At 71.2% G+C, this 13,938-nt stretch carries 10 protein-coding genes; all 10 read left to right on the forward strand.

What is annotated here, in order from left to right:
- The first annotated feature begins 81 nt into the window (after positions 1-81).
- The 10 genes from EHO50_RS29890 to EHO50_RS29935 all read left to right on the forward strand — a co-directional run bounded on the left by EHO50_RS29890 (position 82) and on the right by EHO50_RS29935 (position 13,713).
- Positions 82-1,602: a sugar ABC transporter ATP-binding protein gene (locus EHO50_RS29890; RefSeq protein ID WP_128434317.1), complete on the forward strand. Its 1,521-nt coding sequence runs from the start codon at positions 82-84 to the stop codon at positions 1,600-1,602.
- Positions 1,599-2,618 carry an ABC transporter permease gene (locus tag EHO50_RS29895; RefSeq protein ID WP_128434318.1) on the forward strand — a complete coding sequence of 340 codons (1,020 nt, stop codon included), beginning with the start codon at positions 1,599-1,601 and terminating at the stop codon, positions 2,616-2,618. The genes EHO50_RS29890 and EHO50_RS29895 overlap by 4 nt, the downstream gene beginning before the upstream one ends.
- Before the next feature lie 49 nt (positions 2,619-2,667).
- The gene (locus EHO50_RS29900) at positions 2,668-3,705 is read left to right on the forward strand and encodes a substrate-binding domain-containing protein (protein WP_128434319.1); all 1,038 of its coding nucleotides are present in this window, start codon (positions 2,668-2,670) and stop codon (positions 3,703-3,705) included.
- A gap of 59 nt (positions 3,706-3,764) precedes the next feature.
- The gene (locus tag EHO50_RS29905; protein ID WP_128434433.1) at positions 3,765-4,979 is read left to right on the forward strand and encodes a Gfo/Idh/MocA family protein; all 1,215 of its coding nucleotides are present in this window, start codon (positions 3,765-3,767) and stop codon (positions 4,977-4,979) included.
- A gap of 14 nt (positions 4,980-4,993) precedes the next feature.
- On the forward strand, positions 4,994-5,992 hold the full coding sequence (locus EHO50_RS29910; RefSeq protein ID WP_128434320.1) for a sugar phosphate isomerase/epimerase family protein: 999 nt from the start codon (positions 4,994-4,996) through the stop codon (positions 5,990-5,992).
- 152 nt (positions 5,993-6,144) lie between these two features.
- Entirely contained in the window at positions 6,145-8,664 is a 2,520-nt protein-coding gene (locus EHO50_RS29915; protein WP_128434321.1) for a PQQ-dependent sugar dehydrogenase, read from the forward strand.
- Positions 8,665-8,679: 15 nt separating this feature from the next.
- Positions 8,680-10,059 carry a ThuA domain-containing protein gene (locus tag EHO50_RS29920; protein ID WP_128434322.1) on the forward strand — a complete coding sequence of 460 codons (1,380 nt, stop codon included), beginning with the start codon at positions 8,680-8,682 and terminating at the stop codon, positions 10,057-10,059.
- A gap of 107 nt (positions 10,060-10,166) precedes the next feature.
- Positions 10,167-11,504, forward strand: coding sequence for an inositol-3-phosphate synthase (locus EHO50_RS29925; protein ID WP_128434323.1), 1,338 nt, complete (start codon positions 10,167-10,169; stop codon positions 11,502-11,504).
- 179 nt (positions 11,505-11,683) lie between these two features.
- Positions 11,684-12,688 (forward strand): SCO3242 family prenyltransferase, encoded by a 1,005-nt coding sequence (locus EHO50_RS29930; protein WP_246101578.1) that lies wholly within the window; start codon positions 11,684-11,686, stop codon positions 12,686-12,688.
- Positions 12,685-13,713: a sugar phosphate isomerase/epimerase family protein gene (locus tag EHO50_RS29935; protein ID WP_128434325.1), complete on the forward strand. Its 1,029-nt coding sequence runs from the start codon at positions 12,685-12,687 to the stop codon at positions 13,711-13,713. The genes EHO50_RS29930 and EHO50_RS29935 overlap by 4 nt, the downstream gene beginning before the upstream one ends.
- Positions 13,714-13,938 lie beyond the last annotated feature (225 nt).

A 13,938-nucleotide genomic window follows, 5' to 3' on the forward strand; every position in this document is an offset into this window, starting at 1 on the left:
GCTCGGCCCTGCCCCACTTTGCCCCGCCCTGCCCTGCCTGCTCTGCCCTGAACCGGCCCGCACGCCCGCCAAGGGGACCTCATGGCATCAGAACCACCGCTGCTCAGCATGTCCGGCATCACCAAGTCGTTCCCCGGAGTCCGCGCCCTCGACGGCGTCGACCTCGACGTCCAGGCCGGTGAAGTGCACTGCCTGCTCGGCCAGAACGGCGCCGGCAAGTCCACTCTCATCAAGGTCCTGGCCGGCGCCCACCAGCCCGACACCGGCACGATCCACTGGCGCGGCGAGGCGGTCACCCTCCGCTCGCCGATCGCCGCGATGCGCCTCGGCATCGCCACCATCTACCAGGAACTCGACCTGGTGGAGCACTTGTCGGTGGCCGAGAACGTCCACCTCGGCCATGAACCCACGGCCGCCGGTTTCGTCGTACGCGGAAAGGTCGCCCGCGCGTCAACAGCGCAGCTTCTCAAGCGACTTGGACACCCGGAGATCGATCCGGCGCGCCTGGTCGGGGAGTTGTCGGCGGCGCAGCAGCAGATCGTCTCCATGGCGCGGGCGCTCTCCCACGACGTACGGCTGATCGTGATGGACGAGCCGTCCGCCGCCCTCGACCCGGACGAGGTCGACAACCTCTTCCGCATAGTCGGCGACCTCACCGCCGACGGCGTCGCCGTGGTCTACATCTCGCACCGGCTGGAGGAGATCCGCCGGATCGGCGACCGGGTGACGGTGCTGAAGGACGGGCGGGCCGTGGCGGGCGGGCTGCCGGCGAAGACGACGCCGACGCGCGAGGTCGTGGCGCTGATGACCGGACGCAACGTCGAGTACGTCTTCCCCGAGCGGCCGACCAAGGACGTGGCGGCCGACAAGCCGCTGCTTGAGGTGCGCGGACTTGCCCGGGACGGCGAGTTCGAGCCGCTCGACCTGAGCGTGCGGCCCGGGGAGATCGTCGGGCTCGCCGGACTGGTGGGCTCGGGGCGCTCGGAGATCCTGGAGACGATCTACGGGGCCAGGAAGCCCCGCGCCGGTCAAGTGCTCGTGGACGGGCGGGCGTTGAGGCCAGGGAGCGTACGGGCTGCCGTGCGCGCCGGGCTCGGGCTCGCGCCCGAGGAGCGCAAGGCGCAGGCGCTGCTGATGCTGGAGTCCGTCACCCGCAACGTCTCCGTCTCCTCCATGTCCCGCTTCTCGCGCGGCGGCTGGATCGACCGGACCGCCGAACTGGGGGCCGCGCGGGCCGCCACCCGCGAGCTGTCGCTGCGGCCCGACAACCCGAACGTGCCGGTCCGCACCCTCTCCGGCGGCAACCAGCAAAAGGCCGTCCTGGCCCGCTGGCTGCTGCGCGGCTGCCGCGTCCTGCTGCTCGACGAACCCACCCGTGGCGTCGACGTCGGCGCCCGCGCCGAGCTGTACGCGGTGGTCCGGCGACTGGCGGACGAAGGCCTTGCCGTCCTGCTCGTCTCCAGCGAAGTGCCCGAGGTGCTGGGCCTCGCCGACCGCGTCCTGGTGCTGCGCGAAGGCTGTGTCGTGCACACGGCGCCCGCGCGCGAACTCGACGAACACCGTGTACTCGACCTCGTCATGGAAGGAAGCCCGGCGTCATGACGCAGCACGCCTCCCCGCCCCGGGACAGCACCGACAAGGTGCCGTCGACCGGCGCACCGCCCGCCTGGCGGGGCCTGATGGCCCGCGCCGATGTCCGCACCCTCTCCCTGCTCGGCGTCCTCGCCGTACTGATCATCATCGGCGGCATCACCAAGCCGGACGAGTTCCTGGACACCCGCAACCTCCAACTCGTCCTGACCCAGGCGTCCGTGATCGGCGTCGTCACCGTCGGCATGACCTTCGTCATCACCTCCGGCGGCATCGACCTGTCCGTCGGCGCGATCGTCGCGCTCGCCTCGGTGTGGGCGACGACGGTGGCGACCCAGGAGTACGGCTTCGGTGGCATCCTGTTCACCGCGGTGCTCGTCGGCCTCGGATGCGGCCTGGTCAACGGACTGCTGATCGCGTACGGCGGCATGGTCCCGTTCATCGCCACGCTCGCCATGCTGGCCTCCGCGCGCGGACTGGCGCTGCAGATCACCGACGGCAAGACGCAGATCGTCACGATCCCCTCCGTCCTGGACCTCGGCGAGCGCGACGCGTATGTGCTCGGTGTTCCGCCGCTGGTCATGGTGTTCGCGGTCGTGACGATCATCGGCTGGCTGATCCTGAACCGCACCACCTTCGGACGCCGCACAGTGGCGGTCGGCGGCAACGCGGAGGCGGCCCGGCTCGCCGGCATCGACGTACGGCGCCAGCGGCTGTACCTCTATCTGCTGTCCGGCCTGTGCTGCGGCGTCGCCGCCTTCCTGCTGATCGTCCTGGCCGGATCCGGCCAGAACACCAACGGCAACCTCTACGAACTCGACGCCATCGCGGCCGCGATCATCGGCGGCACGCTGCTCAGCGGGGGGCGCGGCACCATCACCGGCTCCGTGCTCGGTGTTCTGATCTTCACCACGATCACCAACATCTTCGCCCTGAACAACCTGCAGAGCGACGTCCAGCAGATCGCCAAGGGCGCGATCATCGTCGCCGCCGTGCTGGTCCAGCGCCGTACCGCAAGCACGACCTGAGGGTCGTACCGCTCTCTCTCAGCACGACCTGAGGAAAGGGTTCACCGCCATGCCAGAGCTCACCAGTCGCAGAGGGCTGCTGTTCGGATCCGCCGCCATAGGAGCGGGTGCCCTCCTCGTGGGTTGCACGAGCAACGAGTCCGACGACGAGCCGGCCGCGAACGACCAGCCGGCCGCCGACGACAAGCCCGGCAAGCAGGTCACCATCGGCTTCGCGGGACCGCAGGCCGACCACGGCTGGCTCAACGCCATCAACGACAACGCCAAGAGCCGCGCGAAGAAGTACTCCGACGTCACCTTGGAGATCACCGAGGGGTCGAACGACACCGCCGCGCAGATCGGCCAGATCGAGACGCTGATCAACAAGAAGGTCGATGTGCTGGTGGTGCTGCCGGCCGACGGCAAGGCGCTCACCCAGGTCGGTCTGAAGGCGATGCGGGCCGGGATCCCGGTCATCAACCTCGACCGGGTCTTCAACACCCCGCAGGCGTACCGCTGCTGGATCGGCGGCGACAACTACGGCATGGGCCTCAACGCCGGGCACTACATCGGCGAGAAGCTCAAGGGGAAGTCGAACGCCAAGGTCATCGAGCTGGCCGGGCTGGACAACCTGGAGCTGACCAAGCAGCGCACGCAGGGCTTCGACGACGCGCTGAAGAACTACCCCAACATCAAGAAGGTGGCCCGTCAGGCCGCCGAGTTCACGGTCGAGTCGGGGCAGGCCAAGATGGCCCAGCTCTTGCAGGCGCAGTCGAAGTTCGACGCGCTGTGGAACCACGACGACGACCAGGGCGTGGGCGCGCTGCGCGCCATCGAGCAGGCCGGGCGCGACGACTTCCTGATGGTCGGCGGCGCGGGCGCGCTGTCCGCATTCCAGGCGATCAAGCAGGACAGCGGCGTGCTGAAGGCGACCGTTCTGTACCCGCCGACCATGGCCGCCTCCGCGATCGACCTGGCCCGCGCGCTGGGCCAGGGCAACGGCATCGGCGGCATGGCCGAGTTCGAGATCCCGGCCTCGATCACGCTCTACTCGGCGGTCGTCGACAAGACCAACGTCGACCAGTACATGTCCACCGGCTTCAAGTGATCCGTTCCGCCCGCACCCCCCACGTGCGCCACCCCGACCAGGACGAGGAGGACTCCCACATGGGACAGCCGCAGCAGCAGTCAGAAGGGACCGAGGCAGGCAAGCCACCCCTGCGCGTGGGGATGGTCGGCTATGCCTTCATGGGTGCCGCCCACTCCCAGGGCTGGCGCACCGCGGGCCGCGTCTTCGACCTGCCGCTGAACCCCGTGCAGGCCGTGATCTGCGGCCGGGACGCCACCGCCGTACGGGCGGCGGCCGACCGGCACGGCTGGGCGTCCGTCGAGACCGACTGGCGTGCCCTCGTCGAACGGGACGACATCGACCTCGTCGACATCTGCACCCCCGGCGACAGCCACGCCGAGATCGCGCTCGCCGCGCTGGCCGCCGGAAAGCACGTCCTGTGCGAGAAGCCCCTCGCGAACAGTGCGGAGGAGGCCGAGGCCATGGCGGCGGCGGCCGAAGCGGCGTACGGGCGCGGACAGTTGGCGATGGTCGGGTTCAACTACCGCCGGGTGCCGGCCACCGCGCTGGCACGCAGCATGGTCGCCGAGGGCCGGCTCGGCAGCCTGCGCCATGTGCGGGTGACGTACCTTCAGGACTGGCTGGTGGACCCGGAGTTCCCGCTCACCTGGCGGCTGCGCAAGGAGCTGGCCGGCTCGGGCGCGCTCGGTGACCTCGGCGCGCACATCATCGACCTCGCCCAGTACCTGGCGGGGGAGCAGCTGACCGGGGTGTCCGCGCTGACGGAGACCTTCGTGAAGGAACGCCCGCTGCCCGGCGGGGCCGTGAAGGGGCTGTCCGCCGTCTCGGCCGAGGGCGCCACCGGCCAGGTCACCGTGGACGACGCCGCCCTGTTCACCGGACGCTTCCCCTCCGGCGCCCTCGCCTCCTTCGAGGCCACCCGCTACGCCACCGGCCGCAAGAACGCCCTGCGCGTCGAACTCAACGGTGAGCGCGGCTCGTTGGCCTTCGACCTGGAGCGCCTCAACGAGCTTTCGTACCACGACGGGACGGAACCCGCAGCGCACGCCGGTTTCCGCCGCATCCTCGTCACCGAACCCGACCACCCCTACCTGGACGCCTGGTGGCCCCCGGGGCACGGCCTCGGCTACGAGCACACCTTCGTCCACCAGGCCCGCGACCTGGTCCATGCCATCGCCGAGGGCCGGCAGCCCGAACCCTCCTTCGCCGACGGGCTGCAGGTGCAGCGCGTACTGGCGGCGGTGGAGGAGAGCGCCGAGAAGAACTCCGTCTACACGCCCATAGCGGTCTGAGGAGGCCGACGAGAATGCCGCGCACCTTCACGCTCTTCACCGGCCAGTGGGCCGACCTCCCGCTGGAGGAGGTCTGCCGGCTCGCCCGCGACTTCGGCTACGACGGACTCGAACTCGCCTGCTGGGGCGACCATTTCGAGGTCGACAAGGCCCTGGCGGACCCGACGTACATCGACTCCCGCAAGGCGCTGCTCGACAAGTACGGCCTCAAGTGCTGGGCCATCTCCAACCACCTGGTCGGCCAGGCCGTCTGCGACGCCATCATCGACGAACGCCACCAGGCCATCCTGCCGGCCGAGGTGTGGGCCGACGGAGACCCGGAGGGGGTTCGCAGGCGGGCCGCCGACCGGATGAAGGACACCGCGCGGGCCGCGGCGGCCTTCGGGGTGAACACCGTCATCGGCTTCACCGGCTCCGCCATCTGGCACCTCGTCGCCATGTTCCCGCCCGCGCCCGAGTCGATGATCGAGCGCGGCTACGAGGACTTCGCGACACGCTGGAACCCCATCCTGGACGTCTTCGACGAGGAGGGCGTGCGGTTCGCGCACGAGGTCCATCCCAGCGAGATCGCCTACGACTACTGGACGACCCGGCGGGCCCTGGAGGCAGTTGGGGGCCGCCCCGCCTTCGGCCTGAACTTCGACCCGTCGCACTTCGTGTGGCAGGACCTGGACCCGGTCGGCTTCCTGTGGGACTTCCGCGACCGCATCTACCACGTCGACTGCAAGGAGGCCCGCAAGCGCCTCGACGGTCGCAACGGCCGCCTCGGCTCCCACCTGCCCTGGGGCGACCCGCGCCGCGGCTGGGACTTTGTGTCGGCCGGGCACGGCGACGTCCCCTGGGAGGACGTCTTCCGGATGCTGCGCTCCATCGACTACCAGGGCCCCATCTCCGTGGAGTGGGAGGACGCCGGCATGGACCGGCTCCAGGGTGCCCCCGAGGCGCTGACCCGTCTCAAGGCGTACGACTTCGAGCCGCCGTCGGCCTCCTTCGACGCGGCGTTCGGCAACTGACCCATTCTGGCCCGCTCTGATCTGTTCTTCTCTGTTCTGTTCCTTTCTGGCCTGTTCAGAGGCTCGTCGAGCCCTGCTCCGACTCTCCGGGATGACGGCGCATCCCGGCGTACGCACCCGCCCGTACAACCGGCCCCTTTCTGGAGGCACTCGTGCACGGGAACGACCGCACCACCAGCACCGACAGAAACGAGACCCACAGAGGACGCCCGTCCTTCCGTAAGGCGGTGGCGCTGATCAGCGGCGCACTGCTGGCGGGCGCCACTCTCACCTTCACCGCACCCCAGGCCGGCGCAGCCGTCGCCGACGAGGGGAGTGTCGCTGCTGCTGCCCGGGCCGCCGCGGCCGAGGACTTCCAGCAGGTCACCCTCGCCAAGGGCGAGCCGGAGGTCGGCGAGCCCATGTCGCTCGCCGTCCTCCCGGACCGCTCGGTCCTGCACACCTCCCGCGACGGCGAACTGCGCATCACCGACGCGGCCGGCAACACCAAGCTCGCGGGCAAGCTCGACGTGTACACCCACGACGAGGAGGGCCTGCAGGGCATCGGCGTCGACCCCGGATTCGCCCAGAACCGCTTCATCTACCTCTACTACGCACCCCCGCTCGACACCCCTGCCGGTGACGCCCCCGAGACCGGAACGGCGGCGGACTTCGCCCCGTTCGACGGCGTCAACCGGCTTTCCCGCTTCGTCCTGAAGACCGACGGCACGCTGGATGCAGCCAGCGAGACGAAGATCCTCGACATTCCCGCCTCCCGCGGCCTGTGCTGCCATGTCGGCGGCGACATCGACTTCGACGCGGCGGGCAATCTGTATCTCTCAACGGGCGACGACACCAATCCGTTCCAGTCGGACGGCTTCACCCCGATCGACGAGCGCTCGAACCGCAACCCGGCCTTCGACGCCCAGCGTTCCTCCGGCAACACCAACGACCTGCGCGGCAAGCTGCTGCGCATCAAGGTGAACGCCGACGGCTCGTACTCGATCCCCGACGGCAACCTCTTCGCGCCCGGCACGGACAAGACACGGCCCGAGATCTACGCGATGGGCTTCCGCAACCCGTTCCGCTTCAGCGTCGACAAGGAGACGGGGATCGTCTACGTCGGCGACTACGGCCCCGACGCCGGCGCCGCCGACCCGGCGCGCGGCCCGGCCGGACAGGTCGAGTTCGCCCGCGTCACCGGCCCCGGCAACTACGGGTGGCCGTACTGCACCGGCGACAACGACGCCTACGTCGACTACGACTTCGCGACCGGCCAGTCCGGCGCGTCCTTCGACTGCGCCGCGCCGAAGAACACCTCACCGCACAACACCGGTCTGACCGACCTTCCCCCGGCCCAGGCCGCCTGGATCCCCTACGACGGCGGATCCGTGCCCGAGTTCGGCACCGGCTCCGAGTCCCCGATGGGCGGCCCGGTCTACCACTACGACGCCTCGCTCGACTCGCCGGTGAAGTTCCCCGAGGCCTACGACGGGAACTTCTTCGCCGGGGAGTTCGGCCGCCGCTGGATCAAGCGGATCGTGAGCGACGACGCCGGGACCGTGCAGTCGATCAACGACGTCCCGTGGACCGGCACCCAGATCATGGACATGGCTTTCGGACCGGATGGTGCGCTGTACGTCCTCGACTACGGCGTCTCCTGGTTCGGCGGTGACGAGCACTCGGCTCTGTACCGCATCGAGAACGCCACCGACGGCCACTCGCCCGTGGCGCAGGCCGCGGCGAACAAGACCTCGGGGACGGCGCCGCTGAGGGTGCAGTTCTCCTCGGAGGGCACGACCGACCAGGACGGCGACGCCCTGACCTACAGCTGGGACTTCGGCGACGGCGGCAAGTCGACGGCGGCGGACCCGACCTACCGCTACAAGAAGAACGGCACCTACACCGCGACCCTGACCGCCAAGGACACCACCGGCCGCACCGGCAGCGCCAGCGTGCAGATCGTCGTCGGCAACACCGCGCCCAAGGTGACCCTGGAACTCCCGCAGGACGGGCAGCTGTTCAGCTTCGGCGACGCGATCCCCTTCAAGGTGCGGGTGAGCGACCCCGAGGACCAGACCATCGACTGCGCGAAGGTCAAGGTCACCTTCATCCTCGGCCACGACAGTCACGGCCACCCGGTGACCTCGGCGAACGGCTGCACCGGCACCATCCAGACCAGCGCCGACGGCGGCCACGACGAGGACGCCAACATCTTCGGCGTCATGGATGCCGAGTACACCGACGGCGGAGGCGGCGGACAGGCCCCGCTCACCACGCACGACCAGAACGTCGTCCAGCCCAGGCACCGCCAGGCCGAGCACTTCGGCAACGGCTCCGGCGTCTCGATCATCACCAAGGCCACCGCGCACGGCGGCAGGACCGTCGGCGACATCAACAACGGCGACTGGATCTCCTTCACGCCGTACGCCCTGAGCAACGCCAAGAAGATCACCGCCCGGATCTCCTCCGGCGGCGCGGGCGGCACGCTGGAGATCCGGGCGGGGTCCTCGACGGGCACCCTGCTCGGCAAGGCGACCGTGCCGGTGACCGGCGGTTGGGAGACCTTCCAGGACGTCACCGCCGACCTGTCCCGCGCGCCCAGGGGCACGACCATGCTCTACCTCGTGTTCAAGGGGAGCGGCACGGGCGCCCTGTTCGATGTGGACGACTTCACCTTCACCACCGGCTGAGAGGAGGTACGGAAGATGCGTCCAACCGGACGACTGACAACCGCAGTTGTGGGAGCCGCCGTACTCCTCGGCTGCGTCTCGGAACCGGCCGCGTCTCAGGCCCCGCGGCCCGGTGCTGACGGCAAGCGGGTCCTGGTCTTCTCCAAGACGGCCGGCTTCCGCCACGACTCGATCCCCGACGGAGTCGCCGCGGTGAAACAGCTCGGCGAGACGGGCGGCTTCACGGTCGACGCGACGGAGGACGCCGCGGCCTTCACCGCCGGCAACCTGCGCCGCTACGCCGCGGTCGTGTTCCTCTCGACGACCGGAGACGTCCTGGACGCCGCCCAGCAGGCGGCCTTCGAGGGCTACATCCGGCGTGGCGGCGGCTACGTCGGCATCCACGCGGCCGCCGACACCGAGTACGACTGGGCGTTCTACGGCGGCCTCGCCGGCGCCTACTTCCAGTCGCACCCGGCGATCCAGCCGGCGACCGTCGACGTCGAGGACCACGCCCACCCGGCGACATCGGGGCTGGCGCAGACGTGGAACCGCACGGACGAGTGGTACAACTACCGCTCGAATCCCCGGGAGAGGGCACATGTCCTCGCGTCCCTCGACGAGTCCTCGTACACCGGCGGCACCATGAACGGCGACCATCCGATCGCCTGGTGCCAGAACTACCAGGGCGGCCGCGCCTTCTACACCGGCGGCGGCCACACCAAGGAGTCCTACGCCGAGCCCCTGTTCCGCGAGCACCTGCTGGGCGGAATCCGCTGGGCCGTCGGCGACGCCGAGGCCGACTGCCGCCCGGAGAACGGCTACCGCCCGCTCTTCGACGGCACGCAGGCCTCGCTGGACGGCTGGCGCCAGGCGGGCCCGGGCTCCTTCACCCTGTCCGACGACGGCACACTCACGTCGACCGGCGGCATGGGCATGCTCTGGTACGCCGCCTCGGCCTTCGGGTCGTACTCCCTGAAGCTCGACTGGAGGATGGCCGGCGACGACAACTCCGGTGTGTTCGTGGGCTTCCCGCCCTCGGACGACCCGTGGTCGGCTGTCAACAACGGTTACGAGATCCAGATCGACGCGACCGACGCCCCCGAGCGCACCACCGGGGCCGTGTACGGCTTCCAGTCCGCCGACGTCAAGAAGCGCGACCGTGCGCTGAACCCGCCGGGGGAGTGGAACACGTACGAGATCCGCGTGGAGGGCGAACGTCTCCGCGTCTATCTCAACGGCGTGAAGATCAACGATTTCACCAACACCGATCCGGCCCGGAGCCTCACCGACGGACACATCGGCATCCAGAACCACGGAGCCGACGACGAGGTGTCCATCCGTGACGTCCGGATCAAGGAACTGCCCACGAAGACCGCGAAGTCCTCCGGACTCATGGCTTCGCAGGGCGACTGAGCGACGGCGGGCGGGGGACGCCGGACTCCCGCCCGCCGTCTTTTCCCCACGGGACCTTGCCAGAACCCGTGGGGTCCACATACGACGCGTTCGACAAGGAGGCCGCCATGTCCGCGTCCGTTTCCCCGTCCGACTCGCGCGTCGGCGTCTGGCTGATCGGGGCGCGCGGCTCCGTCGCCACGAGCGTCGTCGCCGGGTGCGCCGCCGTCACCGCGGGCCTGCACCCGCCGACGGGCCTGGTCACCGAGACGCCGATGTTCACGGACAGCGGCCTGCCTCCGCTGGCGTCCCTCGTCTTCGGCGGCCACGACACGGTGGACTGCCCCCTGCCCAAACGCGCGGAGGCCCTGGCCGCAGGCGGCGTCCTGCCTCCCGGTCTCACCACGGCGGTACGGGCCGAACTCGCCGGCGCCGACCACGAGATCAGGCCCGGCGGCCCGCTCCCCGGAGACACACGCGGCGAGGAGGAGCTCATCGCCGCCTTCGCCTCCGACATACAGGACTTCATACGGCGGAACGAGCTCGCCCGGGCCGTCGTCGTGAACGTGGCCTCCACCGAGCCCGCCCCCACCGGCACTGCCCTGCCCCCGAGTTCCCTGTACGCGGCGGCGGCCCTGCGCGCGGGCTGCCCGTACGTGAACTTCACCCCGTCGACGGGCCTGAACCACCCCGCGCTGGCTCCCCTGGCCTCGTCGACCCGCCTCCCGTACGCGGGCCGCGACGGCAAGACGGGCCAGACACTGCTCCGCTCGGTGCTGGCCCCGATGTTCGCCCAGCGGGCACTGGCGGTCCGCGCCTGGTCCGGCACGAATCTGCTCGGCGGCGGCGACGGCGCCTCCCTGGCCGACCCGGCCGCCGCGGCGGCCAAGAACGCCGGCAAGGAGAGGGTGCTGGCGGACGTGCTGGGCGAGGTGCCCGAGGGCGAGGTCCATATCGACGACGTCCCGGCGCTCGGCGACTGGAAGACCGCCTGGGACCACATCGCCTTCGACGGCTTTCTCGGCACCCGCATGATCCTCCAAACCATTTGGCAGGGCTGCGACTCGGCCCTCGCGGCCCCCCTGGTCCTCGACCTCGCCCGCCTGACGAGCCGCGCCCACGAGGCGGGCCTGTCCGGACCGCTCGGCGAACTCGCCTTCTACTTCAAGGATCCAGCGGGGGACGGGCCGGGGGCGCTGGCCGAGCAGTACGCGGCACTGGGTCGCTTCGCGCAGCGGCTACGGGGAGCCGGGGCTGAGCCGCCGGACGGGGGAGGAGCCGGGGCTGAGTCGCCGGACGACCGTCCCGGCCGGCTGGGCGAGCGCGGTGATGCCGGCCGTCTCGGCGAGCGTGGTGGTGCCGGCCGTCTCGGCGAGCGTGGTGGTGCCGGCCGTCTCGGCGAGCGTGGTGGTGCCGGCCGTCTCGGCGAGCGTGGTGGTGCCGACCCTTCCGAGGAGCAGCGGTGATGGGGCGCGGGGAACGGCGCTCGTTGGGGTTGCCTGGGGGGAGGGCCCGGGGACCCGTGACGGGCTGGGGTGTCGGCGCGCGCTGGTCGTGGTCGGGTACTGACTGGTCCTCCGTTGCGGAGGCGGGCCGGGATGAGCACATGCGCTCGTCGACGGCCCTGGCCAAGCCCACCCGGGCCATGAGCATGCGACCGGAGCGCGCCGAGGAGCCGAACCCCCGCCTGGCCTGGGCCGAACTCCTGCGCCTCCCGGCCCTGTTCACCGTCCCTGGCGACGCCCTCGCAGGCGCCGCCGCGACCGCCGCACACCCCAACTCCCGCACCCTGCTTGCCATCGGTTCCTCCCTGTGCCTGTACGAGGCCGGCATGGCCCTCAACGACTGGGCGGATCGCGAGGAGGACGCCGCGGAACGCCCTCACCGCCCCCTGCCTTCCGGCCGCATCCGCCCCGCCGCCGCTCTCACCGCGGCCTGCGCTCTGACCGGCGCGGGCCTGGCCCTTGCCGCCGGCGCCGGTCGTCCCGCCCTGGCGGTCGCCGCGCCTCTCGCGGCCACGGTCTGGGCCTACGACCTGGCCCTGAAACACACCCCCGCCGGACCGGCAGCGATGGCCACCGCCCGTGCCCTCGACCTCCTCCTCGGCGCCGCGGCCACCACCGGCCACATCCGTGAGGCACTCCCGTCAGCCGCCCTCCTCGGCACCCACACGCTCGCGCTCACCGCGGTGTCCCGCCAGGAGACGAAGGGCGGTTCATCCCTGGCACCCCTCGCGGCCCTGGCCACCACGGCCCTCCTCACCCGTCTGCTGGCACACCGCCCCAACCGACGCCCGGCAGACCTTCGGGAAGCAGCCGCCGACGGCCTACCGGGCCCTCGCCCCGACGCCCTCACGTCCGCCACCGGTCCTCGCCGAGGCCGTTGGTCCGGCCCGTCCCGGCCGCCCGCCGAGACCTTGAGCACAGCCCTCGCGGCCGCCTACGCCGCAACGGCCGCCCGTCCGTACTTCCACGCCACTCTCAACCCTTCACCCCCGCTCACCCAACGAGCCGTCGGCGGCGGCATCCGCGCCACGATCCCCCTCCAGGCCGCGCTGACCGCCCGATCCGGCGCTGTCCTCGCCGCCCTGTTCGTGGCAGGTCTCGCCCCGCTCGGTCGACGGTTCGGAAGGAAGGTGAGCGTCACATGAGCCATACGACGATCGGCAGCCCAGCCCCGTCCCCCGAGGTGCCGGGGGCCGGCGGCGACCCTCACGACTCCAGCGCCGAGCACGCCACTGCCGTCTCCCAAGGACCCGCCGTAACCCCCCTCCGTTTCGGCTACGGCACCAACGGTCTCGCCGACCTCCGCCTCGACGACGCCCTGGCCCTGCTCGCCGACCTCGGCTACGACGGCGTGGGCCTGACCCTCGACCACATGCACCTGGACCCGCTCGCCGCGGACCTCACCGCCCGCACCCGCCGCCTCGCGCAGCGCCTGGACGCGCTCGGGCTGGACGTCACCGTGGAGACAGGCGCCCGCTATGTGCTCGACCCGCGTCGCAAACACGGCCCCTCCCTCCTGGACCCCGATCCGGACGACCGCGCCCGCCGCGTCGACCTGCTGATCCGTGCCGTCCAGGTAGCGGCCGACCTCGGCGCCCACGCAGTCCACTGCTTCAGCGGCATCACGCCGCCGGGAACCCACCCCGAGACCGCCTGGCACCGCCTGGCCGACACACTCACTCCCGTCCTGGACGCAGCCGCCACCGCCGGCATCCCCCTCGCCATCGAACCCGAACCGGGCCACCTCCTCGCCACCCTCGCCGACTTCCACCGGCTCCGTCGCGCGCTCGGCGACCCCGAACACCTCGGCCTGACCCTCGACATCGGCCACTGCCAGTGCCTCGAACCCCTCTCTCCCGCCGACTGCGTACGCGCCGCCGCCCCTTGGCTGCGGCACGTCCAGATCGAGGACATGTGCCGCGGCATCCATGAACACCTTCCCTTCGGCGACGGCGAGATCGACTTCCCGCCCGTGCTCGCCGCCCTCGCCGCCACCGGCTACCAGGGCCTGGCCGTCGTCGAACTGCCCCGCCACTCCCACGCAGGCCCTCACTTCGCCGAACTCTCCCTCCCGTTCCTGCGCCGCGCCGAAGCCACGGCCACCCGATCACCCGTACTCGTCCCAGCCCATGGCGATCCCTCCGCCACCCCTGAAGGGAGCACCTCATGACCCCCTCCCGCAGCACCCCGGCAACCCCGGATGCGGACACCAAGGGCCGCCCGCTCACCGACCCCCAGGCGGGCACCGAGTCCCGCCCAGGCGCCGACGACCCCGCGGGTGCCGGGAGCCGTCCGGACACGAAGGCTCGGCCGAGCGGCCGGGGCGGGGCGGGGGCGGAGGCTCGGCCGAGCGGCGAGGGCGAAGCGGGAACGGAGGCTCGGCCGGGCGCCGGGG

It is taken from the genome of Streptomyces cyaneus (genome assembly GCF_004028635.1).
In the GTDB taxonomy this organism is placed as follows: domain Bacteria; phylum Actinomycetota; class Actinomycetes; order Streptomycetales; family Streptomycetaceae; genus Streptomyces; species Streptomyces cyaneus.

Coding starts and splice junctions, on each gene's coding strand:
- EHO50_RS29890 (WP_128434317.1), top strand. CDS start 82: ATGGCATCAGAACCACCGCTGCTCAGCATGTCCGGCATCACCAAGTCG.
- EHO50_RS29895 (WP_128434318.1), top strand. CDS start 1,599: ATGACGCAGCACGCCTCCCCGCCCCGGGACAGCACCGACAAGGTGCCG.
- EHO50_RS29900 (WP_128434319.1), top strand. CDS start 2,668: ATGCCAGAGCTCACCAGTCGCAGAGGGCTGCTGTTCGGATCCGCCGCC.
- EHO50_RS29905 (WP_128434433.1), top strand. CDS start 3,765: ATGGGACAGCCGCAGCAGCAGTCAGAAGGGACCGAGGCAGGCAAGCCA.
- EHO50_RS29910 (WP_128434320.1), top strand. CDS start 4,994: ATGCCGCGCACCTTCACGCTCTTCACCGGCCAGTGGGCCGACCTCCCG.
- EHO50_RS29920 (WP_128434322.1), top strand. CDS start 8,680: ATGCGTCCAACCGGACGACTGACAACCGCAGTTGTGGGAGCCGCCGTA.
- EHO50_RS29925 (WP_128434323.1), top strand. CDS start 10,167: ATGTCCGCGTCCGTTTCCCCGTCCGACTCGCGCGTCGGCGTCTGGCTG.
- EHO50_RS29930 (WP_246101578.1), top strand. CDS start 11,684: ATGAGCATGCGACCGGAGCGCGCCGAGGAGCCGAACCCCCGCCTGGCC.
- EHO50_RS29935 (WP_128434325.1), top strand. CDS start 12,685: ATGAGCCATACGACGATCGGCAGCCCAGCCCCGTCCCCCGAGGTGCCG.